General features: G+C 72.1%; 23 protein-coding genes. 7 read left to right on the forward strand and 16 right to left on the reverse strand.

Features of this window, described 5'->3' with window-relative positions; translation table 11 throughout:
• Positions 1 to 60 precede the first annotated feature (60 nt).
• From ACFT2C_RS26600 to ACFT2C_RS26630, 7 genes are all read right to left on the reverse strand, one after another.
• Positions 61 to 531, reverse strand: coding sequence for an HNH endonuclease (locus ACFT2C_RS26600; protein WP_377210104.1), 471 nt, complete (start codon positions 529 to 531; stop codon positions 61 to 63).
• 516 nt (positions 532 to 1,047) lie between these two features.
• A complete protein-coding gene (locus ACFT2C_RS26605) occupies positions 1,048 to 2,325 on the reverse strand; it encodes an arginine deiminase (RefSeq protein WP_377210105.1) in 1,278 nt (425 codons plus the stop codon).
• A 16-nt stretch (positions 2,326 to 2,341) separates the two neighbouring features.
• Positions 2,342 to 3,094, reverse strand: a complete 753-nt coding sequence (locus ACFT2C_RS26610) for a VIT family protein (RefSeq protein ID WP_377210106.1) — start codon at positions 3,092 to 3,094, stop codon at positions 2,342 to 2,344.
• Positions 3,095 to 3,527: 433 nt separating this feature from the next.
• Positions 3,528 to 4,223, reverse strand: a complete 696-nt coding sequence (locus tag ACFT2C_RS26615; protein ID WP_377210107.1) for a DUF1684 domain-containing protein — start codon at positions 4,221 to 4,223, stop codon at positions 3,528 to 3,530.
• A 41-nt stretch (positions 4,224 to 4,264) separates the two neighbouring features.
• Positions 4,265 to 5,143: an intradiol ring-cleavage dioxygenase gene (locus ACFT2C_RS26620; protein WP_377210108.1), complete on the reverse strand. Its 879-nt coding sequence runs from the start codon at positions 5,141 to 5,143 to the stop codon at positions 4,265 to 4,267.
• Between the two features lie 36 nt (positions 5,144 to 5,179).
• The gene (locus ACFT2C_RS26625) at positions 5,180 to 5,656 is read right to left on the reverse strand and encodes a nitroreductase/quinone reductase family protein (protein WP_377210109.1); all 477 of its coding nucleotides are present in this window, start codon (positions 5,654 to 5,656) and stop codon (positions 5,180 to 5,182) included.
• 42 nt (positions 5,657 to 5,698) lie between these two features.
• Positions 5,699 to 6,154, reverse strand: coding sequence for a nitroreductase/quinone reductase family protein (locus ACFT2C_RS26630; RefSeq protein ID WP_377210110.1), 456 nt, complete (start codon positions 6,152 to 6,154; stop codon positions 5,699 to 5,701).
• A 79-nt stretch (positions 6,155 to 6,233) separates the two neighbouring features.
• Here ACFT2C_RS26630 and ACFT2C_RS26635 point away from each other — a divergent pair, with 79 nt between their 5' ends.
• Both ACFT2C_RS26635 and ACFT2C_RS26640 read left to right on the forward strand, forming a co-directional pair.
• Positions 6,234 to 6,713 carry a MarR family winged helix-turn-helix transcriptional regulator gene (locus tag ACFT2C_RS26635; protein ID WP_377210111.1) on the forward strand — a complete coding sequence of 160 codons (480 nt, stop codon included), beginning with the start codon at positions 6,234 to 6,236 and terminating at the stop codon, positions 6,711 to 6,713.
• A 9-nt stretch (positions 6,714 to 6,722) separates the two neighbouring features.
• The gene (locus ACFT2C_RS26640; protein ID WP_377210112.1) at positions 6,723 to 7,106 is read left to right on the forward strand and encodes a VOC family protein; all 384 of its coding nucleotides are present in this window, start codon (positions 6,723 to 6,725) and stop codon (positions 7,104 to 7,106) included.
• A 110-nt stretch (positions 7,107 to 7,216) separates the two neighbouring features.
• Here ACFT2C_RS26640 and ACFT2C_RS26645 read toward each other — a convergent pair whose 3' ends face one another.
• Positions 7,217 to 8,143: a M23 family metallopeptidase gene (locus tag ACFT2C_RS26645; protein WP_377210113.1), complete on the reverse strand. Its 927-nt coding sequence runs from the start codon at positions 8,141 to 8,143 to the stop codon at positions 7,217 to 7,219.
• Between the two features lie 227 nt (positions 8,144 to 8,370).
• Between ACFT2C_RS26645 and ACFT2C_RS26650 the strand changes: the two genes are divergently transcribed.
• Complete coding sequence (locus tag ACFT2C_RS26650; protein ID WP_377210114.1) at positions 8,371 to 9,018, forward strand: transcriptional regulator; 648 nt, start codon at positions 8,371 to 8,373, stop codon at positions 9,016 to 9,018.
• A 6-nt stretch (positions 9,019 to 9,024) separates the two neighbouring features.
• Here the strand turns inward: ACFT2C_RS26650 and ACFT2C_RS26655 are convergent, their stop codons facing one another.
• Positions 9,025 to 9,450, reverse strand: coding sequence for an NUDIX hydrolase (locus tag ACFT2C_RS26655; protein WP_377210126.1), 426 nt, complete (start codon positions 9,448 to 9,450; stop codon positions 9,025 to 9,027).
• A gap of 167 nt (positions 9,451 to 9,617) precedes the next feature.
• On the opposite strand from ACFT2C_RS26655, the gene ACFT2C_RS26660 reads away from it, so the two are divergent.
• Positions 9,618 to 10,313 carry a dienelactone hydrolase family protein gene (locus ACFT2C_RS26660; protein ID WP_377210115.1) on the forward strand — a complete coding sequence of 232 codons (696 nt, stop codon included), beginning with the start codon at positions 9,618 to 9,620 and terminating at the stop codon, positions 10,311 to 10,313.
• A 99-nt stretch (positions 10,314 to 10,412) separates the two neighbouring features.
• Here ACFT2C_RS26660 and ACFT2C_RS26665 read toward each other — a convergent pair whose 3' ends face one another.
• The 5 genes from ACFT2C_RS26665 to ACFT2C_RS26685 all read right to left on the reverse strand — a co-directional run bounded on the left by ACFT2C_RS26665 (position 10,413) and on the right by ACFT2C_RS26685 (position 14,784).
• Entirely contained in the window at positions 10,413 to 10,775 is a 363-nt protein-coding gene (locus ACFT2C_RS26665; RefSeq protein ID WP_377210116.1) for a hypothetical protein, read from the reverse strand.
• A 491-nt stretch (positions 10,776 to 11,266) separates the two neighbouring features.
• Positions 11,267 to 12,130 (reverse strand): patatin-like phospholipase family protein, encoded by an 864-nt coding sequence (locus ACFT2C_RS26670; protein ID WP_377210117.1) that lies wholly within the window; start codon positions 12,128 to 12,130, stop codon positions 11,267 to 11,269.
• A gap of 88 nt (positions 12,131 to 12,218) precedes the next feature.
• Positions 12,219 to 12,842 (reverse strand): cation transporter, encoded by a 624-nt coding sequence (locus tag ACFT2C_RS26675; RefSeq protein ID WP_377210118.1) that lies wholly within the window; start codon positions 12,840 to 12,842, stop codon positions 12,219 to 12,221.
• A 29-nt stretch (positions 12,843 to 12,871) separates the two neighbouring features.
• Complete coding sequence (locus ACFT2C_RS26680) at positions 12,872 to 13,675, reverse strand: ABC transporter permease (protein ID WP_377210119.1); 804 nt, start codon at positions 13,673 to 13,675, stop codon at positions 12,872 to 12,874.
• On the reverse strand, positions 13,672 to 14,784 hold the full coding sequence (locus tag ACFT2C_RS26685) for an ATP-binding cassette domain-containing protein (protein WP_377210120.1): 1,113 nt from the start codon (positions 14,782 to 14,784) through the stop codon (positions 13,672 to 13,674). Before ACFT2C_RS26685 ends, ACFT2C_RS26680 begins: the two co-directional genes overlap by 4 nt.
• 102 nt (positions 14,785 to 14,886) lie before the next feature.
• On the opposite strand from ACFT2C_RS26685, the gene ACFT2C_RS26690 reads away from it, so the two are divergent.
• Entirely contained in the window at positions 14,887 to 15,876 is a 990-nt protein-coding gene (locus tag ACFT2C_RS26690) for a helix-turn-helix transcriptional regulator (protein WP_377210121.1), read from the forward strand.
• A gap of 109 nt (positions 15,877 to 15,985) precedes the next feature.
• Positions 15,986 to 16,546: a hypothetical protein gene (locus ACFT2C_RS26695; RefSeq protein WP_377210122.1), complete on the forward strand. Its 561-nt coding sequence runs from the start codon at positions 15,986 to 15,988 to the stop codon at positions 16,544 to 16,546.
• Positions 16,547 to 16,560: 14 nt separating this feature from the next.
• On the opposite strand, the gene ACFT2C_RS26700 is transcribed toward ACFT2C_RS26695, so the two are convergent.
• Positions 16,561 to 17,253 carry a response regulator gene (locus tag ACFT2C_RS26700; protein WP_377210123.1) on the reverse strand — a complete coding sequence of 231 codons (693 nt, stop codon included), beginning with the start codon at positions 17,251 to 17,253 and terminating at the stop codon, positions 16,561 to 16,563.
• Complete coding sequence (locus tag ACFT2C_RS26705) at positions 17,250 to 18,941, reverse strand: ATP-binding protein (protein ID WP_377210124.1); 1,692 nt, start codon at positions 18,939 to 18,941, stop codon at positions 17,250 to 17,252. Before ACFT2C_RS26705 ends, ACFT2C_RS26700 begins: the two co-directional genes overlap by 4 nt.
• A gap of 177 nt (positions 18,942 to 19,118) precedes the next feature.
• Between ACFT2C_RS26705 and ACFT2C_RS26710 the strand changes: the two genes are divergently transcribed.
• The gene (locus tag ACFT2C_RS26710) at positions 19,119 to 20,519 is read left to right on the forward strand and encodes a cation:dicarboxylate symporter family transporter (protein WP_377210125.1); all 1,401 of its coding nucleotides are present in this window, start codon (positions 19,119 to 19,121) and stop codon (positions 20,517 to 20,519) included.
• Positions 20,520 to 20,562 lie beyond the last annotated feature (43 nt).

A 20,562-nucleotide genomic window follows, 5' to 3' on the forward strand; every position in this document is an offset into this window, starting at 1 on the left:
GGTGATCGGCAACCCGAGTTGCCGATCACCTGACCTTTTGCCGACCTCACCGTGCCCGGATCACGCCGCCCGGGCCGCCCGGTGCCGGATGGCGCGCGCGTACTCCCCGCGTGGGACGTGCGGCGTCACGTAGAGCACCATGCCTGCCTCGGCCGGGGTGCGGTCCGCCTTGTGCGAGTTGCACTCGTAGCAGGCCGCCACGAGGTTCATCCACGTCGATGGGCCCCCGCGCGACCGCGGCAGGATGTGGTCCACGGTCTCGGCCGGGCCGCCGCAGTAGGCGCACAGCCCGTCGCGTCGCTTGACGCCCATCTTGGTGCACGCGGGCGCTCCGCCCGTCTTGTAGAGCCACCGCATCGTGACGTACCGGACCAGGCGCAGCACGCGCGGTAACGGGAACGGCCCGAAGGAGCGGCCGTCGACCGCCTCCTCCACGACCGCGACCTCGCGCACGAGCATGTGGATGGCATGCCGGACCGATACTCGGTGCAGCGGCTCGTAGCCGGCATTGAGAACTAGGACGTCGGCCACGGGCCTGCTCCTTCCGGTGAGCTTGTCGTTCTCGGTTCTTGGCTGGTGTTCGGGTGGTGCTGTGCGGGCCGGCCCTGGGACGACAAGAGCCGCCCGGGATCAGGCATCCCGAGGCGGCTCACGTTCACTGGTCCGGCAGAAACCGGATCAGTGGCGTATAGCGCCCCGTATGGCCTCGCGGCCGTCCCACAGGTGCTTGGCAATGGTCGGGTAGGACGACGCGGTGGCGGCACTGACCTTGCTCAGGCCTGAGGCCTGGAGCGCAACGCTGGTGCGGACCATCGTGGATCTCGTCCTTCCCGTCTCGTTCGGATCTTGAGGTGTGGATATGGCTCGTATCGGTGCTGCGGCAGGCCCTGCAGACACACAACCTGCCGTCACGGCGCGAGTCCGTGTGTGAAGAAAGGTACAACGAGGACTTGGTAACGTCTATGGCTTTTCCGGAACTGCAACCCAAGGATGCATCAAGTTGCCGGCGTGCCGCTAATTCCGGCGTGTCGCCCGACGGCGGCGGAGCTACCAGCTCACGGGCTCCCGGATGATCGGGCAGGTCATGCAGTGGCCGCCGCCGCGGCCGCGGCCGAGCTCGCCGCCCGCGATCTCGATCACCTCGACGCCTGCCTTGCGCAGCAGGTCGTTGGTGGTGGTGTTGCGGTCGTAGGTGAACACGACCCCGGGCTCGACGGCGACGGAGTTGTTGCCGCTGTCCCACTGCTGGCGCTCCGACTCGTAGACGTCGCCGCCGGTCTCGATGACCCGCAGCTCGCCGAGCCCGGACACCTCCCCGACGACGTCGAGGAAGGACGACCCGCCGGCGTCGGTCACGGACACGCCGAGGGGGCCGGAGTCGGGGCGCAGCACGAACGGGTGCACGCGGTCGACGATGCGCGGGTACACGGTGACGGTGTCGACGTCGACGAACGTCATGATCGTGTCCAGGTGCATGGCCGCGCGCAGCCGCGGCATGCCGGCCACGACGATCTGCTCGGCCGCGCCCTCCTGGAACAGGGCGGCCGCGACCTGCGTGATCGCCTGCCGCGAGGTGCGCTCGCTCATACCCATCAGGACCGTGCCGTTGCCGATCGGCATGATGTCGCCACCCTCGAAGGTGGCCTCGCCGTGGCCGTTCTCCGGGTCGCCCCACCACACGCGGCTGCCCACGAAGTCGGGGTGGAACGTGTAGACCGCCTTCATCAGCAGGGTCTCGTCGCGGCGCGCCTGCCAGTAGAGCGGGTTCAGGGTGAGGCCGCCGTAGATCCAGCAGGTGGTGTCGCGCGTGAAGAGCGTGTTCGGCAGCGGCGGCATGAGGTACTCGCGCGCGTCCGGGCTGACGTCGGCCAGCGCGCGGAAGCCCGGCGGCAGCTCGGGCACGTCCGCGACGGCGAGGCCGCCGATCAGATACCTCGCCAGCTCGTGCTCCGGCAGGGACTCGAGGTACTCGCGCGTCGCCTCGACCAGGCCGTTGCCGACGATCTCCGGCACGATCTTGCGGTCCAGCAGCCAGTCGCGCGCGCCCGGCACGCGCAGGGTCTCGGCGAGCAGCGCGTGCAGCTCGACGACGTCGACGCCGCGGCCCCGCAGCTCGGTCACGAAGTCGGCGTGGTCCTGCTGGGCGCGCTCCACCCACAGGACGTCGTCGAAGAGCAGGTCGGCCGAGTTGGACGGCGTGAGGCGCTGGTGCGCCAGGCCCGGCGCGCAGACCAGGACCTTGCGCAGGCGGCCGACCTCGGAGTGGACGCCGTACGCCGCCGAGGGTGAGTCGGCCGGGGGCGTTGTGCTGTCGATGGTGTTCATCGGGCGCTAACGGTACTCATCCCGCCGCCGTCGTGCCGAGCAGGGAGCCGACGGCGAAGGTCGCGCCCAGCGCGAGCGCCCCGCCGAGGACGACGCGCGCCGTGGCACGCACCCGCGGCGCGCCGCCGATCCACGCGGCGGTCCAGCCGGTCCCGGCGAGCGCCGCCAGCACGACGACGAAGGTGACGCCGACCCGCCAGGGCTCGGGGATCAGGAGCACCGCGGCGAGCGGCAGCACGGCGCCCAGGGTGAAGGCCACCGCGGACGCGAACGCCGCGTTCCAGGGGCTGACCACCTCGTCCTCGTCGATGTTGAGCTCGGCCTCCAGGTGCGCCGAGAGGGCGTCGTGCTCGGTGAGCTCGACGGCGACCTGGCGGGCGGTGGCGGGGGAGAGGCCCTTGGCCTCGTAGAGCTCGGCCAGCTCGGCGAGCTCCTCGGCCGGCATCTCGGCGAGCTCGGTCCGCTCCTTGGCGATGAGCGCCTTCTGCGTGTCGGACTGGCTGGAGACCGAGACGTACTCGCCCAGCGCCATCGAGATCGCGCCGCCCACGAGGGCGGCCAGCCCCGCGGTGAGGATGGGGCCGGTCTGCGCCGTCGCCGCGGCGACGCCGACGGCGACCGCCGCGACCGACACGATCCCGTCGTTCGCGCCCAGCACTCCGGCGCGCAGCCAGTTGAGCCGCTCCGCGAGTCCTTCGGTGTGGGGTTCGTCCTCGTGCCCGACGGCGGGGCGCCCGGCGCGGTCCGTCCCGGACGGTTCGGTGGTCATAGGCCCCAGGCAACCAGGAGTCGGGGCGGGAGGCCAGCTTCGCGACAGGGGTTGGACAGCCTCACCTTTCGTCGTGTGCTGGTTCACGACGTCGTTCATATCGGCGGGTCGAGGCAGGCGGCCGCGCGTGCCGAGCCGAAAGAAGCACGTCGCTCAGGGCCCGGATCGACACGCGACCTACGGTTCGCCCCGGGGCGCGGACCACGACCTTGCGGTTCAGCGCCGAGCCGCACCGACCGGCCGCCGCGGGCAAGGTCCGCTTCCAGAACACCATCACGCATGCTTATGGGCCCAGAACCAGGCCCAGGCGTGTTCTGGAAGCGGACATCCAAGCCAGCCCTGGCTCCAACTGTCTACAGATGGGGTCATTCTGTCTACGGCGAGAGGTCGGTGATGGTGCTTCCGGCGGCGCTCACGTTCCCGGACGACGTCGTCAGCTACGCGTGCGCTCGCCCACCGGGACCTCGACGTCGAGCGTGTTGCCCGGCTGGGCGAGCGGGCAGGTCCACGCCGGGTCGTACGCGCAGGACGGGTTATAGGCGAAGTTGAGGTCGAGGACCAGCTCGCCGACGCCGTCGTCGTACCCGCTCGCGTGGCCGTCGGTGCCGCCGGCGTGGCCCAGCCAGGCGCCCTTGATGGTGTCCAGAAGGTAGCGGCCGCCGCCGTACGTGCCGCCGGCGGCGCCGGCGAGCGAGTCCTTGATCGGCACGAACAGGCCGCCGCCGTACGAGGCGAGGCGCCAGACGTCGAGCGACCCCAGCCCGTCCAGGAAGACCTTCCCGAGCAGCTCGAAGGGCACTATGCCGTCGGTCCCGGTCGGGACGTCGAGGCGGCGGGGAGCGCCGTCCGGCCCCGGCTCCGCGGGCACGACAGGTGCGGTGAAGCGCCAGGCCGGGTCGTACGGGGCGACGGAGAGGCCGGTGAAGCCGGGCTTGTCCTCGGGCAGGACGGGGGAGGCCGGGTGGGTCGCGAAGAGCTCGTCCCGGGTCATGGTCCAGTAGGCGTGCGCGGCGGCGGGATCCTCGGCCGCACGGACGCGGACGCCGGCGTACAGCGCGAAGACTCGCCGCCGCCAGTCCGCGATCTGGAGGGCTGTGGTGACCGGGGACGTGGTGGCGGCGTGCGTCATACCTACGACACTACCCACCGCCACCGACAGTCACACGGCACTCACACGGGCACGCGGAGCGTCGCCGTGTAGCCCTGGCTCACGCTCCCGGACACCTTGGCCATCTGCAGCGCGTACCCGTCGGAGAACACCATGTCCGAGCTCAGCGTGACGTCCTGCAGGTTTGCGATGCTCTTGTCGTAGCCCTCGGTCGCGTACACGGTCTCGCACACGTCCTGAGGCAGGGCGAGCTGGGAGGTGCGCATGCGGTTCGTGGCGCTGGTGGCCTCGTCCAGCGACGGGTAGACCTCGAAGTGGATGTGGGGCCAGCGGCCCTGGTAGCAGGCGGGGAAGATCGACGTGAAGGTGACTTTGCCGTCGGCGTCGGCCTCCTGGACGCCGCGCAGGTAGTTCTGGTCGGCGATGTCGTACATGGAGTACTGGCCGTCGCGGTCGCAGTGCCACGCGTAGACGGCGGCGCCCGCGACGGGGGTCCCGGCGTCGCCTTCGCCGGACACGTCCACCACGGTCAGCGAGAACGTGAGCGGGATGCCCTCGGCCGTGCCCGAGGAGTCCCCGAAGCTCGACGTGATGTCGCTGCGCACCACACCAGTCGTCGTCAGGGCGTTCGGCCCGTTCGTGCCGTCGGCGGGGTACGGGCCGTTCGTCTCCTCGGGGATCTCGCCCTCGCCGACGTCCGTCTGGGAGGCGCCGCCGGGCGCGCCCCCGGCCGGAGCGCCCGCCGGCGGCGCACTACTGGCATCGGCCGAGCCGGCGCGGGGTGAGCAGGCGGCGAGCGCCGCCACGAGACCGCCCACACTCAGCAGGCCGATGGCGTGCCGCCGGTTCAGGAGGGTGGGCAGGTCGTGGGACAGGCCGAGGTCGTGCGGCTCGGGGGCCTCGTGGTCGTGGGGTCCGGGCTCGATGTTCTGGGGGCTCATGGCCCGAAAGTAGGGCGCGGCGCTGGACCGCGACCGTCAGGAGCCTGGGGGAGTGCTGTGCGGCTTGGGCGTGAGCCGGATGACGGGGATCTCCCGGTCGGTGGTCGTCTCGTACCGGCGGAAGTTCGCGGCCTCGTCCGTGATCCGGCGCCAGGCCTCCTCGCGCTCGGCGCCGTGCAGCTCCTCGGCGGTGACGGCGGCCGTGCGGCCGCCCTGCTCGACCGTCACCTCGTCCGGGTGGGCGGCGAGGTTCAGGTACCAGGCCGGGTTGGCGGCGGCGCCCCCGGCGGAGGCGACGACGATCCAGCCGCCGGCGGGATCGGCGAACCACGCGAGCGGCGTCGGCCGGGCCTGCCCGCTCTTGCGCCCGATGGTGGTCAGGACCAGGAGGTTCATGCCCATGGTCGTGGCCTCGGTGCGCCGGGCACGCCTCAGGAGCAGCCGGTTCATCCAGCGGTACAGGCGGCCGGGCTGCTTGGCGCCGCGGGTACCGGTGGGGTGGGTGAAGCTCATGGTGGTGCCTTCCTGCCGGGATGGCGGACGGTCGGGCGGGCGTCAGGCCTTCGGCGTCAGCCGGATGACCGGGATCTCCCGGTCGGTGCTCGTCTCGTACTTGCGGAAGCCCGCCGCCTCGGTGGTGATCCGGGTCCAGGCCTGCTCGCGCTCGGAGCCGTGCAGCTCCTCGGCGGTCACGGCGACCTTGCGGCCCGCCAGCTCGACCGTCACCTGGTCCGGGTGCGCGGCGAGGTTGAGGTACCACGCGGGGTTGGCCTTGGCTCCGGCAGCGGACGCCGCGATCAGCCAGCCGCCGTCCGGGGTGGTGAAGTAGCCGACGGGCGTCTCGCGCGCCTCCCCGCTCTTGCGCCCGATGGTCGTGAGGACCAGGAGGTTCATCCCCATGGTCTTGCCGTGGGAGCGCCGGGCGCGGCGTGCGACCAGCCGGTTGAGCCAGTTCGTGGACCGGCTGGGCTGTCGTGCGCCGCGCGTGCCGGTCGGGTGGGTGAAGCTCATGGCGGTACCTTCCCCTCGGAATGGTTCGTGCCGTTGACTATACATGGCCAGAACCGTCGGTGCTGTGTACCTTTGACGGGTGAGGTTCGACAAGATGATCAGCGGTCTGCCGGCGTGCGGTGCGCGCGGCCTCGGTGGGCTGCCCGACGTCGTCGAGCTCGCCATCGTGCTGACCGCCACCATCGCCCGCGTCGCCGAGGAGCACGAGCTCACGCCCATGCAGGGCCGGCTGCTGTGCGGTCTGGCCGGGCAGCCCCGGCGGATGGTCGACCTGGCGCAGTCCCTCGGGGTGGAGAAGGCGGCCCTGACGGGCCTCGTCGACCGGGCCGAGCGCCGCGGGCTCGTTGAGCGCGCGACGCTGCCGGGCGACCGGCGCGCCGTCCAGGTGACCCTGACCGACGACGGGGGGAAGGCGATGCTCGCCTTCGAGACCGGGCTCGCGAGCGCGCTCGACGAGCTGCTCGCGCCCCTGCCCGCGAAGGACCGGTCGGCGTTCCGCCGCATGGCGGCGGCCGTCGTCGGGGCGGCGCGCGCGGCCCAGGGGTCCGGCACGTCCTAGGATCTCCGGGTGCTGCGACTCTCCGACGTCACCTACCTCGTCCGCGACCACGACGAGGCGATCACCTTCTTCGTCGATGCCCTCGGGTTCGCCCTGCGGGAGGACGAGACCAACGCGTCCGGCCGGCGCCGGGTCGTCGTCGGCCCCGTTGAGGGCGGCACCGGCCTGGTGCTCGCGCTGACCGACGCCGCGGGCGCCGTCGGCAACCAGGCGGGCGGCAAGGTCGCGTTCTTCCTGGAGACCGACGACTTCGCCGCGCAGCACGCCCGCATGACGGCGGCCGGCGTGCGGTTCCGCGAGGAGCCGCGCCACGAGGAGTACGGGACCGTCGCGGTCTTCGAGGACCTGCACGGCATGCCCTGGGACCTGATCCAGCCCCCGTCACGGGCCTGACGCCCAGTCCCGATCACCAGGTCCGCTTCGAGAACGCGGTTGTGCATGCTGCCTGGCGCTGGAGCATGCACAACCGCGTTCTCGAGGCGGACCCTCGCAATGAGCGAGGGTCAGTCGCAGTGCTCGAACGGGCTCGTGTAGGTGGTGCTGCCCACCGAGCCGCCCCACCTCACGCAGGTGCCCGGCGCCGACCGCTTGACCGGGCCCGCGTAGTACGAATAGCTGCCGGAGTCGGTGGTGCGCGTCGACCCCTCCGGCTCCAGGAAGGCCGACACCGCGCTGGGCGTGCCGAGGCTGGTGTACTTCAGCGTGGCCACGCAGTTGTAGCCCGTGCCGGAGTTGTACAGCAGGTAGGTCCGGCCGACGGTGCCGAGCGCCGCCTCGTCGACCACGGCGAAGCCGCTGCCGCAGACCTCCTCGGGCGTGTACGGGTTGGTCGACCCGCCGCAAGCGTTGCTGCTCGTGATCGCCTTCTTCTGGCCGAGCGAGACGGTCACGCCCTCGACGGTCGGCGAGGTGTCGACGACGCCGGACGAGCTGCGCTGCTCGTAGTGCAGGTGCGGCGCCTCGGACCCGCCGGTGGACCCGACGGTCCCGATGGCGGTGCCCTGGCTGACCGTCATGCTCTGGCCGGGGGACCGGACCATCGTGGCGAGGTGCGCGTAGCGGGTGCGGGTGCCGTCGCTGTGCACGATCTGCACCCACTTGCCGTAGCTGGTGCTCCCCTCGTCGTCGAAGGTGGCGGTGCCGCCGGCGGTGGCGCGGACCGTCTCGCCGTTGATGGCGTCGGTGCCGTAGCTCTGCCAGTCGATGGAGCCGGAGGGGTTGTGCCCCGGGCTCCAGTTGTTGGCGTAGAAGGTCTTGCCACAGTTGAACGGCGACCTGTGTGAGGTGGCCAGCACGCCGACGTCGTCAGATGCGTTGACCGAGGACGCGGTGGCGGACGCCGCCGGCGAGGCGGCGAGAGCGAGCGCGGCCATGGCCGCGAGCGCCCAGTGCGTGGTGGTTCTTCTGCGGAACGAGGAGATGACTGACATCGGTGCTCTCCATCCTGGGGGTCTGACTCTTGGTCTGACGCCGGAAGGCTGGCACGGGCGCGCCGCGGTGCCCATGGGTAGTGCTGCCCCTGGACGGTTCGGCAATGAGGTGCCGGGCTGCCGGGCGTCCCGGCGGCGTCCGCCACGGCGGAGCCGTCCGACATGCTTCTCCCTCGGCGTACCCACCTGCGTTGACATGAGCCACGGGAGGATGCACGGTGCGAAATATGACGCACAACCCCGTGCCCGGTCGATCCTCTCAGCCCGAGCTGCTCGTGCTCCACTCGGTCCGCATCCAGGGGATGGCGGATGACGACGCCGTCGCCCTGCGGTTCGGCCTCGACGAGGCGGACACGCGCGAGCTCCTGCTCGACGACGAGGCGTACGGCTGGGTCAGACAGGCCGCGTTCGGCGGGACCGCGGGCTGGTCGATGACGGACCGCGGCCGGGCCGAGGACGACCGGCGGCTGGCCGAGGAGCTGGCCGACGCCGGCGCGCGGCCCGTCGTCGAGCAGGCGCACCAGGCCTTCGGGCCGCTGAATGCCCGGCTGCTGCAGGCGTGCACCGACTGGCAGCTGCGCCCGGAGGACGGCGACCGGCTCGCCCCGAACACCCACACCGACCGGGAGTGGGACGCGGCCGTCCTGGGCCAGCTCGAGGCGCTGGATGCCGAGCTGTCGCCCCTGGTCACCGAGCTGACGTCGGCGCTGGCACGGTTCGAGGGGTATGACGCGCGGTTCGCCACGGCGCTCGGCAAGGCGCAGGCCGGGCGGGGTGAGTGGGTGGCCGGCACGGGGCTGGGGTCGTGCCACGCCGTCTGGATGGAGCTGCACGAGGACCTGATCTCCACGCTCGGGATCGAGCGGGGCGCGTAGTTGCCGCTAGGCGATCAGGCCCGCCCAGCGGCGGGACAGGTCCACGAGCGAGACCCGGTCGAGCGCGTCGATCTCCTCCTGGGTGTGCCAGGCGACGTCGTCGGTGGTGCCGTCCTCCTCGACGCGCAGCTCGCCGCCGGTGACGTGCGCCCGGTACACGATCCGCAGGGCGTGCATCGGGCGGCCCCGCGGGTGCACCCGCTCCGCGCCGGGGATCACGAAGCTGTCGACACCGAGCAGGCCGCCCAGCTTCACGTCGTAGCCGGTCTCCTCGAACACCTCGCGGACGGCGGCGTCGGCCGGGTCCTCGCCCGGGTCGATCCCGCCGCCCGGCATGGTCCAGCCGCTGTGCGGTTCCTCGCTCCAGTGCGGCAGGAGCATCCGGCCCTGCTCGTCCGTGATCAGGGCGTACGCGGCGACCCGCAGGTCCATCGTGCCGTCTGTGTTCGTGAACATGGTGCACATCATGTCGTCCGGACGGGGTGTGCACCATACATTGTGCGTCATGCACACGAAGCGGTACGGTCCGGAGCGCGTCCTCGAACGCGCGCCCGACGCCGTCCGCCGGCTCGTTCCCGCCCCAGCACACAGGAGGCCTCGTGCATCCCGGATACACCGCCGTCCCCGACGGGGACGGCCCGTTCCCCGGCGTCGTCGTGGTGCACGACGCGTACGGGATGACCGCAGAGCTGCGTCGAGTCTGTGACCACCTCGCCGCCCAGGGCTACCTCGTGCACGCCCCGTCGATGTACCAGCGCGGACGCTGCCTTCGGCAGACGTTCCGCAGCTTCATCGCCGACCAGGGTCCCGCCTACGACCGCCTCGAGGCCGAGCGCGCGGCGCTCGCGGACCGCCCGGACTGCACCGGCCGGGTCGGGATCATGGGGTTCTGCCTGGGCGGCCGGTTCGCCCTGGTCGCGGCGGGGCGCGGCATGTTCGACGCCGCCGCCGTCAACTACGGCCTGCTCCCCGAGGGCAGGCAGGAGCCGGAGGAGCTCGACAGGATGCTGTCGGCACCGTGCCCGATCGTGGCGAGCTACGGCGTCCGCGACAAGGTGGTCGACGGCGCCGAGGTCGACAAGCTGCGCGCCGGCCTGGAGCGCACGGGCGTGCCCGTGGACCTGAAGGTGTATCCCGAGGCGACGCACTCGTTCCTCGCGCAGTACACCGGCCCGCTCGGCGTGCTGATCAGGGTCCAGGGCATGTCGCACGACCCGGAGGCGTCGGCGGACGCGTGGGACCGGACGCTGGGGTTCTTCGCCGAGCACCTGGCGCAGAAAAGACGCCTTCCGTGAATGTACGGTCGCAGCCTTCGGCAGGCGCGATCGCCTTCAACGAAAGGCGTCTTCTCCTGTTCAGGTAGCCACACAGATCACGCTACCCACAGATCTGAGTCAGGGGGTGGGGTAGAGCACGACCTTGAGCGTTGCGTTGTCCCCCTTGCTGTCCTCCTTGGTGGAGGTGTAGCCCGGTGGCGTCTGCACGGAGGTCTCGTCGGAACCCACGTAGGGATTGTCCCAGTAGATCACGAAGTCGCCGGCGCTGGAGGCGTAGGTGGCCTGGCCCTCGGTGCCGGTCATGAAACCGTCGGACTCGCTACCGAACTTCCCCGTAGTGGGGTTCCCGATGGTGTCGGGCGGCGTGTCCGACCCGCTGTTGCTCCACTCTCCGTGTGCGAGGTCGGTCTTTGAGCGGTCCAGCTGGAGCGTCTGGCCCGTGAAGTTGGTGACCTGGATCAAGTATGACCTTGCTGCCATGATGAGACTCCTTCGACTCCTGGCGCGCTCGGCCGAAGTGTGCCCCGGTCGAGCGGGTCGGCTTGTTGTGCGTGATGCACGCCATCGGTGAGGCGTACGCCGTGTGAACCACTCGATCCCGCCCGAGGAAACGAAAATCGGTCGCGGAAATGGTGTGGTCGATCTTGATTCCGTGTACGGAATCGCACGGGCGCCAAACTACCGTGTGGGGTCTTTGACAGGGCATTACAGCGCCGATTTGATGCGGATCGTGAGGCGTGGGAAAATCCAGGAAGAATTGGTCCATATTTCTGGTGATGTAGGAGCGCTTGTGTGATGTAGCAGGACTTGTGCGTTATTGCTCCAGCGTGCGGTGTGCAGGATTGCGATGGCGCGGTTGAAGCGGATGTCCTCGGGCGTGCGGGGCGTGTGAATCGGCTTCTTGCGCGGGGTCCAGTCGGTGTGCTTGGTGCCCGGCCTTGCCAGGGTCGAACCACGTCAGCCAGGGCAGCTCAGGACCAGAGCGCGCCCAGGACCGCCGCCTGCGCCCGGCCCACCGCGCGTCCCGCGATCGCCGACGGCGCCCGTGTCGTGAGCGAGAGCCAGTTGGCGCCGAACGCCTCGATCGATGCGTCGTCGGCACCGATCAGGAGCGCCTTGGCCGGTGCCAGGTCGGCGACCTGTTCGGCGGTCGACGGACCGTAGGCGGACGGAGAGCCATCCCGTTGCGGGGTGACGACGAGCACGTGGTCGACACCCGCGGCGAGGTCCACGTTCGCGACGGAACGAATGCCGCCGTCGATGTAGCGACGGTCGCCGATGGTCGCGGGCGGCCACAGGCCCGGCACGGCGCAGCTCGCGGTGACGGCGTCCAGGAGCCGGACGCCGGAGTCCCTGCGGAACACGACCAGCTCACCCGACTCGGCGTCGACGGCCGTGATGGCGAGGTCGGTCGCCGGCCACTGGGTGCTCGGGAGATGCGCCTCGTGCATCTTGAGGCGGGTCGCCTCGTCCGTGGTGGGCGCGGCCAGCGCCATCGCGCCGATCCGGCGCCGGATCTCGGCCGGCTCCGGTGGCCTGCCGTCCGCCGTCGGCCGCATGGCGGCGCTCCAGCCCGCGATCATGGCGGCCGGGTCGAACCCGACCTCGATCACCTCGGTCTCCTCGGCGAGCTGCGCCGCGTAGAGAGCCTCGAGCGGCGTACCGCTGGTGATCTGCACGGCCACCGCCGAGCCCGCCGACGTCCCGATGATCCGGTCGGCGCCGATCACGCGGGACGCGAGCTGCGGGTCCTCGTCCGCGATGCCCTGCAGCACGCCGAGCTCCCAGGCGACGCCGGCGACGCCGCCGCCACCCAGCACGAGAGCGTCGGTCATGAATCGCACTGTACGGGTCGGTGCCCGGCAGGGTCCCCGTGCTGGGCCACGTTCACCCGGGTGGAGTCCGTCCCTGACCGGCGAGCGGTCAGCCGATCTCCTCGCCCGCGAGCGCCCTGGCCGCGAGCCGCTCCTCCTCGCTGACCTCCCAGACCTCGTGCGCGGCGTGCAGCGCCAGCAGGATGATCGCGCAGCCCAGGACCAGGTCCGGCCACCCGGAGCCGGTCCACGCGGTGAGCAGGCCCATTGCGATGATCGCGACGTTCACCAGCACGTCGTTGCGGGCGGAGAGGAACGCCGCCCGGCCGAGGGCGCCGCCGTGGTGGTGTGCCCGGGCAAGCAGCCAGGCGCTGGTCCCGTTGACGGCTATCGCCCCGAGGGAGGCGAGCACCAGGGGGACGACGTCGGGCGCCGTCGGCCCGGCGAACCGTTGCACCGCCTCCCAGGCCGCCACCGCGGCTGGGCCCAGGATGATCAGGGCCATGGCCTTGCCCATCAGGGCCCGCCGGGCCAGCGGCCAGCCGAGGGCCACGAGGATCAGCACGTTGATGGCCGTGTCCTCGAGGAAATCGACGCTGTCGGCCAGCAGCGAGACCGACCCGGAGAAGAGCGCGACGGAGAACTCGACGAAGAAGTAGGCGAAGTTGAGGGCCGCGACGATCGCCACGGTGCGACGCAGGTGGGCCGCGTGGGGATCCTGGGTGCTGGTCACGGCGCCCATTGTCCCGCGCGGCCCACCGGTCAGTCTGCCGAGCGGACCATCGCCCGCACGCCGACCACGAGGCCGAGCGCCGCCGTCGCCACCGCGGCGACCCAGCCCCAGGCCACGGCCGACGAGGCGAGGTCGCCGGCGAAGGCGGCCCGGCCCGAGTCGACGACGTAGCGCAGCGGGTTCACGGACGACACGGCGCGCATCCACGCCGGGCCGGTCTCCAGGGGCAGGAGCATGCCCGAGAGCATCATGACCGGGAAGAGGACGGTCTGCTGCACCACCCAGAACATCCACTCCTGCTTGCGCACCGCCAGCGCCAGCGCGTACGACAGCGAGCCGATGCCGATGCCGAGCACCGCGAGCTGCAGCAGCGTGAGGGCTGCCCCGATCGGGTCCGGGCGCAGGCCGAACGGCAGCATGACGAGCAGCACGATCGCCGACTGGGCGATGATCGGCACCATCTCCTTGAGCGCGCGGCCCACGAGCTGCGCGGGCCGGGACAGCGGGGTCACCAGCATCCGCTCGTGCACGCCCGAGGAGAGGTCGAGCTGCAGGTTGGAGCCCGTCACCGAGGTGCCGAAGAGCGTGGTCATCGCCAGCACCGCGGGCACGAACCAGAGCCAGACGTCGCCGCCGAGGGTACCGCCGGCGGAACCGGCGAGCAGCGGGCCGAACAAGCCGAGGAAGACCAGCGGCTGCACCAGGCCGAAGACGAGGGAGAACGGCTCGCGCACCACCGGCCGGAGCTCCCGGAGCAGCACGATCCGGGTGTCGCGCAGGAAGCTGCGGCGGGGGAGCTGGGTGCTGCCGAGGGTCAGGGTCGCGGCGCTCATGCCAGGACCTCCTTCTTGTTCGTGCGGTCGCTGGTCGCGTCGTCGCTGGTAAGTCGTTCGCTGGTCGAGCTTGTCGAGACCCCGGTTTCGGCAGGCCCGCCGTCCGGACCGTCGACGACGGCGGTCTCGCGCAGGCTGCGTCCGGTGAGCCTCAGGAACACGTCGTCGAGGGTGGGCCGGGCGACGTCCACGCGGCTCACCGCCAGCCCGGCGGCGTCCGCCGCGCGGAGCAGCCCCGGCGTCGCACCTGGGCCGTCGGCCGTGCGGACCTCGACGGCGGTCGCGCCGCGCGCCGCGTCCCCCGTCGTGCCGTGCGGCTCGACCCGGACCGACCGCGTGCCGGGCGCGCGCTCCGCGGCCGCGGCCAGCGTCGCCGCGTGCTCGGGGGCCACCCGGAGCGTCACCAGGTCGCCCGCCAGCTCGGCCTTCAGGGCGTCGGCGGTGTCGTCGGCGATGACCTGGCCGTGGTCCACCACGATCACCCGCTCGGCGAACGTGTCCGCCTCGTCCAGGTAGTGCGTGGTGAGCACTATCGTCATGGGTTCGGCCGCCGCGGTCCGCATCCGCAGGATGTGCTCCCACAGGTTGGCGCGGTTGTGCGGGTCCAGGCCGGTCGACGGCTCGTCGAGGAACAGCAGCGACGGCTCGTGCACCAGGCCGATGGCGACGTCGAGGCGGCGCTTCTGCCCGCCCGACAGGCTCTCGACCTTGCGGTCGCCCTGCTCCGTCAGGTCGAGGGCCTCCAGCAGCTCGCCGGCCCGGGAACGAGCGGTGCGCCGGTCCAGGCCGTAGATCTCGCCCTGGGCGACGAGCTCGTCGCGCACGTGCTGGGCCGCGCCGCCGGCGCCGCCCTGGCCCACGTAGCCGATGGCGGCGCGGACCCGGTCGGGACGGTCGGCGACGTCGTACCCCGCGACCTGCGCGGTGCCCGACGTCGGCGGGATGAGCGTGGTCAGCATGCGCAGCGTCGTGGTCTTGCCGGCGCCGTTGGGGCCGAGCACGGCCACCAGCTCGCCGGGCTCGACGTCGAGCGAGATGCCTCGCACGGCGTGCACGGTGCGGGTGCGGCTCACCACGAAGTCCTTGGTGAGCGCTCGGGTGCGGATCACGGTGTCTCCTTCTTGCAGGTTTCGTCACGGGCTCGGTACGTGACCCAGCATTCCGGCAGTAGCGGTCAGTTCCTGGCCTCTACCGCATGCGATGCTGAACTCGTGCTCGAGACCTCCGGACGCCTCCTCGCCCTACTGTCGCTCCTCCAGGCCCGCCGGGACTGGCCGGGCGCGCTCCTGGCCGACCGGCTCGGCGTGAGCCCGCGCACCGTGCGGCGCGACGTCGACCGCCTGCGCGAGCTGGGCTATCCCGTCAACGCCACCAAGGGGCCCGACGGCGGCTACCGCCTCGACGCCGGCGCCGAGCTCCCGCCGCTGCTGTTCGACGACGAGCAGGCCGTCGCCGTCGCCGTCGCGCTGCGCACCGGCGCGATTCCCGGGGCCGAGGAGGGAGCCCTGCGGGCGCTGGCCACCATCCGCCAGGTCATGCCCGCCCGGCTGCGAGCCCGGCTGGACGCGCTCGAGGTGACCACGGTGCGGCGTCGGGCGGGGAGCGACGAGGCGACCGTGGACCCGGACGCGCTCCTGGCGCTCGGCTCGGCGTGCCAGGCGCGCGAGGTCGTGCGGTTCGACTACGAGGGCGGCACCATGGCCGCCGTCGGCGAGGGGGACGCGGCCTTCCGGCCGCCGCGCCGGGTCGAGCCGTACCACCTCGTCACGTCCGAAGGGCGCTGGTACCTCGTCGCGTTCGACCTGGACCGCGACGACTGGCGGATCTTCCGCGTGGACCGGCTGACGCTCCGGACGGGGACCGGGCCCCGGTTCGTCCGCCGGGAGGTGCCCGGCGGGGACGTGGCCGCCTTCGTCGGGTCCCGGATGAACGGCTCCCCGTCTCCGGTGCGCGGGGAGATGGTGCTGCACGCGCGGGCCGCCGACATCGCGCCGTGGATCGGCGCCCAGGGCCTGTGCGAGCCGCTGCCCGACGTCGACGGCGCGCCCCGCTGCCGCGTCGTGCTCGGCTCGTGGTCCTGGGACGGCCTGGCCGGACGGCTCGGCGCCTTCGGCGCGCCGTTCGAGGTGGTGGGCCCGCCCGAGCTCGTCGAGGCGACCCGTGGGCTGGCCGCGCGGTACGCGGCGGCGGTCGAGGACTGACGGGCGGGTCGGCCTGCCGGTTGACCTGCATAGAAAGGGTGCGGGCCGCGGGAACCGCGCACTAAGTTGAGGCGTTCCGTGAAGACCGACCCCAACAGAGAGCGTGCGCATGACGAACCTGTCCGACTTCAGCGACGACGAGATCGACCAGATCCTGGACGCGCCGGGCGCGGTGCTCAAGGGCGCGACCCTCGCCGACGGGGAACCCGGCGGGATCAGGTTCCTGCTGGAGGGCACGGCCGGCGCCAAGGTCTTTCGCGAGGCGCAGGTGCACGAGAACGACTTCGTCCGGTCGGTGGCGGTCGCGCTGCGCGCCCGGATCGGCGAGCGGTGGGCGGCCGAGGAGGCGGCCCGGAAGAACCCCGCCGCGTCGGTCGGGGTGGCGGCCGCGGCCGCGGCCACGCAGGAGGCGGCGAAGGTGGGCGTGCGTCCTGACCCGGCGGGCGCGACGGCCGACGCGGTCGAGCTGACCGGGGCCGCCGTCGCCCTGCTGCGCGGGCGGGCGGACGAGAAGGACGCCGTCGCCTACGGCGAGTGGCTGCTCCGGATCGCCGAGCAGGTGGCCAGGGCCGCCGCGACCAAGGAGGGCGGCTTCTTCAGCAAGCGGGTCAAGGTCTCCGCGAGCGAGCAGGTCTACCTCGACCGGCTCGCGGCCGCCGTCGGGCGCTGACGCCGGGGCGGGGCTCAGGCGCGGTGGCGCCCGTACTCCAGCTCCGGTCGCCCGCGCGCCCCGTACCGGGGTGCGCGGGTGGCGACCCCCGCGTCCGCGAGGAACTCCAGGTAGCGGCGCGCCGTGATGCGAGCCAGGTGGAGCTCGTCGGCGACCTCGCTCGCCGACAGCGCGCCGGCCTGCCGGGCCAGCAGGTCGGACACCGCGTCCAGCGTGTCCTGGGACAGCCCCTTCGGGAGCCCCGCCGCGTTGGACGTGCGCAGCGCCGCGAACGCCGTGTCCACCTCGCGCTGGCTGAGCGTCGAGACGGGCGAGCGCATCTGCTCGAAGTACTTGCGGTACGCGCCGAGCTTCTCGGCGAACAGCCCGAACACGAACGGCTTGATCAGGTACTGCACGACGCCGATGGCGACGGCCTCGCGCACCGTCTCGAGCTCGCGGGCCGCGGTCACGGCGATGACGTCGACCACCAGGCCCGCCGCGCGCAGCTGCCGGCACAGGACCAGGCCGTGCCGGTCGGGCAGGTTCATGTCCAGCAGGAGCAGGTGCACCTCCTCGCCCGCGGCCTGGGCGTCGCGCAGCGCGCGCACGGTCTCGCCCGCGGTGTGCACCACCCCGGCCAGCTCGAACCCCGCCACGCGGCGCACGTACTCGCCGTGCGCCTCGGCGGTGCGGTGGTCGTCCTCCACCACGAGGACCCGGATCATGGGCGGCTCACCGAGCCGCTCACCCGGGCCGGCGGAGCCGGCGGCACGACGTCGGGCGGGCGGGGCAGCGTCACCGTGAAGACCGCCCCCACGCCCGCGGACACCTCGACGTCGCCGCCCAGGCTCTCGGCCACCTGGCGCACGAGCGCCAGCCCGTAGCCGCGCCCGCCGGCCGCGGCGTCCTTGGTGCTCCAGCCGTGCTCGAAGATGTGCTCCAGGTCGGCGTCCGCGATGCCGGGCCCGCTGTCGGAGACCTGGAACACGAGCGACCCGTCGTCGCCGTTGGCGAGGTACACCTCCACCCACGCCTCCTGGGGCGCGCCGTCCCCGCCGCCCAGCGCGCGGGCCGCCGCGGCGTCTATCGCGTTGTCGATCAGGTTGCCCAGGATCGTCACCACGTCCACAGGCTCCAGCCAGTGCGTGCCCGGCGCGAGGTGCGTCTCGAAGTGCATCTCCACCGCGCGCTCGCGGGCCTGCGCAGCCTTGCCCAGGACGAGCGCGGCGATGACCGGCTCCTCGATGGCCTGGACCACGCGGTCCGTGAGCCGCTGCCCCAGGTCGCGCTCGCTCGCGACGAAGCGCAAGGCCTCGTCGCTGCGGCCCAGCTCGATGAGCGTGGCGATGGTGTGCAGGCGGTTGCTGAAGTCGTGGGTCTGGGCGCGCAGCGCCTCCGAGATGGTGCGCACCGACGACAGCTCGCCGGTGACGCGCTGCAGCTCGGTGCGGTCCCGCAGGGACACGATCTCGCCGACGGTGCGGCCCGCCCCGACCCGCGCGGTGTCGCGGCCGACCAGCAGCACCCGGTCGCCGACCCGGACCGGCCCCTCCGGCGCGGTGCCGACCAGGACGTCGTGGACCGCGGGCGACAGGCGCGGGTCGGTCACCTGGAACGGCGCCGCGAGGTCCGGGACGTCGAGCAGGCGCAGCGCCTCGTCGTTCGCGAGCACCACCGTGCCGTCCTCGACGAGCAGCATGCCCTCCTCGACCGAGTGCAGCACCGCCTCGTGCGCCGTGAACAGGTGGGCGAGCTCGTCCGGACCCTTGCTCTCCGTGATCCGGTCCAGCCGGCGCGCGAGCAGGGCCGCGGCGACGGCGCCCACGCCGAACGCCAGGAGCGTCCCGGCGCCGACGATCACCAGGCGCGGCACGATGGAGTCCCACAGCCGGTCAAGCGTCACCCCGGCGGACACCATGCCGACCACCTCGCCGTCGTCCGCCACGACGGGGACGACGGCGCGGACCGACGGGCCGAGCGTGCCGACGTAGACCTCGGTGAACGCCTTGCCGCCCAGCGCCGGGGCGATGGTGCCCACGAACGGCTGCCCGATCTGCCACGCGTTGCGGTGCGTGTAGCGGGTCCGGTCGGTGTCCATGACGGTCAGGTAGTCGATCTCCGTCGTCTCCATGACCCGCTCGGCGTACGGCTGCAGGAGCCGCGAGGCCCGGGCCACCGAGCCGGCCCGGTCGGTGGCGGCGTCCGCGTGCGCCTGGGCGACCGTGTCGATGACCCGCGACTCGGCGGCGACCGTGGCCGCCAGGTCCGTGCTCTCCGTCGCCGCGTGCGTCTGCGCCGTCGAGCGGGCGTCGAGCACCAGGAGCCCGAAGACCACGAGGGCGCCGACGAACAGCAGCACCGTGTGCACGGCGAGAAACCACCTCGCGATACTCGCACCCCGTCGCTGCGCCACGGACCCATTGTGGCCCCCGCCGCGCGATGGGCCGGACGGCGTCCGCCCCTGCCCGACCGCGTCCGCCCCCGCACGACCCCGCCCGCCCGGTGAGAACACTATGTACGCAATGGTGAGGTTCGCCGTGGCGCCCGTCACTCTTGTCGCTGACCACACAGCGTTGTGAGAGGAAAAACCATGGCGGTTACACAGCCCGCCGGCGCCGGGACCACCCCGCGCCGCCGGCTCGACAAGAGTCACTACCTGTACCTGGCGGTGATCGTCGCCGTCGTCGCCGGCGTCATCGTCGGCCTGACGTCGCCCGAGACCGGAGTGGCCCTGAAGCCGCTCGGCACCGGATTCGTCGCACTGATCAAGATGATGATCTCGCCCGTCATCTTCTGCACCATCGTGCTCGGCATCGGCTCCATCGCGAAGGCCGCGACGGTGGGCCGCGTGGGCGGGATGGCGCTGCTCTACTTCCTGGTCATGTCGACCTTCGCGCTCTTCATCGGCCTGGCTGTCGGCAACGTGCTGCACCCCGGACAGGGCCTGTCCATCGCCGGCGCCAGCTACGAGGTCGAGGGGGAGGCGACGTCCACCGTCGACTTCCTGCTCGGGATCATCCCCACCACGCTGCTCTCGCCGCTCACCGGTGAGTCCGTGCTGCAGACCCTGTTCGTGGCGCTGCTGGTCGGGTTCGCCATCCAGCAGCTCGGCGCTCGCGGGCGGCCCGCGCTGGATGCCGTCCGGCTGATCCAGTCGATCGTGTTCCGCGTCCTGACGATCATCCTCTGGGCCGCGCCGGTCGGCGCGTTCGGTGCCATCGCGGCCGTCGTCGGCGAGACCGGGTGGGGCGCCGTCGTCCAGCTCGGCACGCTGATGGTCGGGTTCTACGTGACGTGCATCCTGTTCATCGTCGTCGTGCTCGGCACCGTGCTGAAGCTGGTGTCCGGCGTGAACATCTTCTCGCTCATGAAGTACCTGGCGCGCGAGTACCTGCTGATCGTCAGCACGTCCTCGTCCGAGTCGGCGCTGCCGCGACTGATCGCCAAGATGGAGCACCTGGGTGTCTCCAAGCCGGTGGTGGGCATCACGGTGCCGACGGGGTACTCGTTCAACCTGGACGGCACCGCGATCTACCTGACCATGGCGTCGCTGTTCATCGCGTCCGCCATGGGCGTGCCCATGTCGGTCCCCGAGCAGATCGGCATGCTCGCCTTCATGATCATCGCCTCGAAGGGCGCGGCGGGCGTCACCGGCGCGGGCCTGGCGACCCTCGCCGGCGGCCTGCAGACCTACCGCCCCGACCTGGTCGACGGCGTGGGGGTCATCGTCGGCATCGACCGCTTCATGTCCGAGGCGCGCGCGGTGACCAACTTCACCGGTAATGCCGTCGCGACGGTGGTCATCGGCACGTGGACGAAGGAGATCGACCGCGAGCGCGTGGGCCAGGTCCTGGCCGGCGACCTCCCGTTCGACGAGACCACGATGGAGGACGCGCACGGCGGGCCGGCCGACGCCGTGGATGCGCCTGCCGGCGACGGCGCCCCGAGCAACGGCTCCCGGGAGAAGGTGGGGGAGCCGACCGCAGTCTGATCGCGATCACCTGACCGGCGGCGGTCGAGGCGCTCTGGGGCGC

It is taken from the genome of Promicromonospora sp. NPDC057138, from assembly GCF_042670845.1.
GTDB lineage: Bacteria > Actinomycetota > Actinomycetes > Actinomycetales > Cellulomonadaceae > Promicromonospora.

What these genes read in the sequence shown, in the direction of transcription:
- ACFT2C_RS26605 (WP_377210105.1), bottom strand. Translation starts at nt 2,325, where the DNA reads ATGAACACCATCGACAGCACAACGCCCCCGGCCGACTCACCCTCGGCG.
- ACFT2C_RS26645 (WP_377210113.1), bottom strand. Translation starts at nt 8,143, where the DNA reads ATGTCAGTCATCTCCTCGTTCCGCAGAAGAACCACCACGCACTGGGCG.
- ACFT2C_RS26680 (WP_377210119.1), bottom strand. Translation starts at nt 13,675, where the DNA reads ATGAGCGCCGCGACCCTGACCCTCGGCAGCACCCAGCTCCCCCGCCGC.
- ACFT2C_RS26700 (WP_377210123.1), bottom strand. Translation starts at nt 17,253, where the DNA reads ATGATCCGGGTCCTCGTGGTGGAGGACGACCACCGCACCGCCGAGGCG.
- ACFT2C_RS26615 (WP_377210107.1), bottom strand. Translation starts at nt 4,223, where the DNA reads ATGACGCACGCCGCCACCACGTCCCCGGTCACCACAGCCCTCCAGATC.
- ACFT2C_RS26655 (WP_377210126.1), bottom strand. Translation starts at nt 9,450, where the DNA reads ATGGACCTGCGGGTCGCCGCGTACGCCCTGATCACGGACGAGCAGGGC.
- ACFT2C_RS26630 (WP_377210110.1), bottom strand. Translation starts at nt 6,154, where the DNA reads ATGAGCTTCACCCACCCGACCGGCACGCGCGGCGCACGACAGCCCAGC.
- ACFT2C_RS26625 (WP_377210109.1), bottom strand. Translation starts at nt 5,656, where the DNA reads ATGAGCTTCACCCACCCCACCGGTACCCGCGGCGCCAAGCAGCCCGGC.
- ACFT2C_RS26620 (WP_377210108.1), bottom strand. Translation starts at nt 5,143, where the DNA reads ATGAGCCCCCAGAACATCGAGCCCGGACCCCACGACCACGAGGCCCCC.
- ACFT2C_RS26610 (WP_377210106.1), bottom strand. Translation starts at nt 3,094, where the DNA reads ATGACCACCGAACCGTCCGGGACGGACCGCGCCGGGCGCCCCGCCGTC.
- ACFT2C_RS26650 (WP_377210114.1), top strand. Translation starts at nt 8,371, where the DNA reads ATGACGCACAACCCCGTGCCCGGTCGATCCTCTCAGCCCGAGCTGCTC.
- ACFT2C_RS26710 (WP_377210125.1), top strand. Translation starts at nt 19,119, where the DNA reads ATGGCGGTTACACAGCCCGCCGGCGCCGGGACCACCCCGCGCCGCCGG.
- ACFT2C_RS26695 (WP_377210122.1), top strand. Translation starts at nt 15,986, where the DNA reads ATGACGAACCTGTCCGACTTCAGCGACGACGAGATCGACCAGATCCTG.
- ACFT2C_RS26665 (WP_377210116.1), bottom strand. Translation starts at nt 10,775, where the DNA reads ATGGCAGCAAGGTCATACTTGATCCAGGTCACCAACTTCACGGGCCAG.
- ACFT2C_RS26670 (WP_377210117.1), bottom strand. Translation starts at nt 12,130, where the DNA reads ATGACCGACGCTCTCGTGCTGGGTGGCGGCGGCGTCGCCGGCGTCGCC.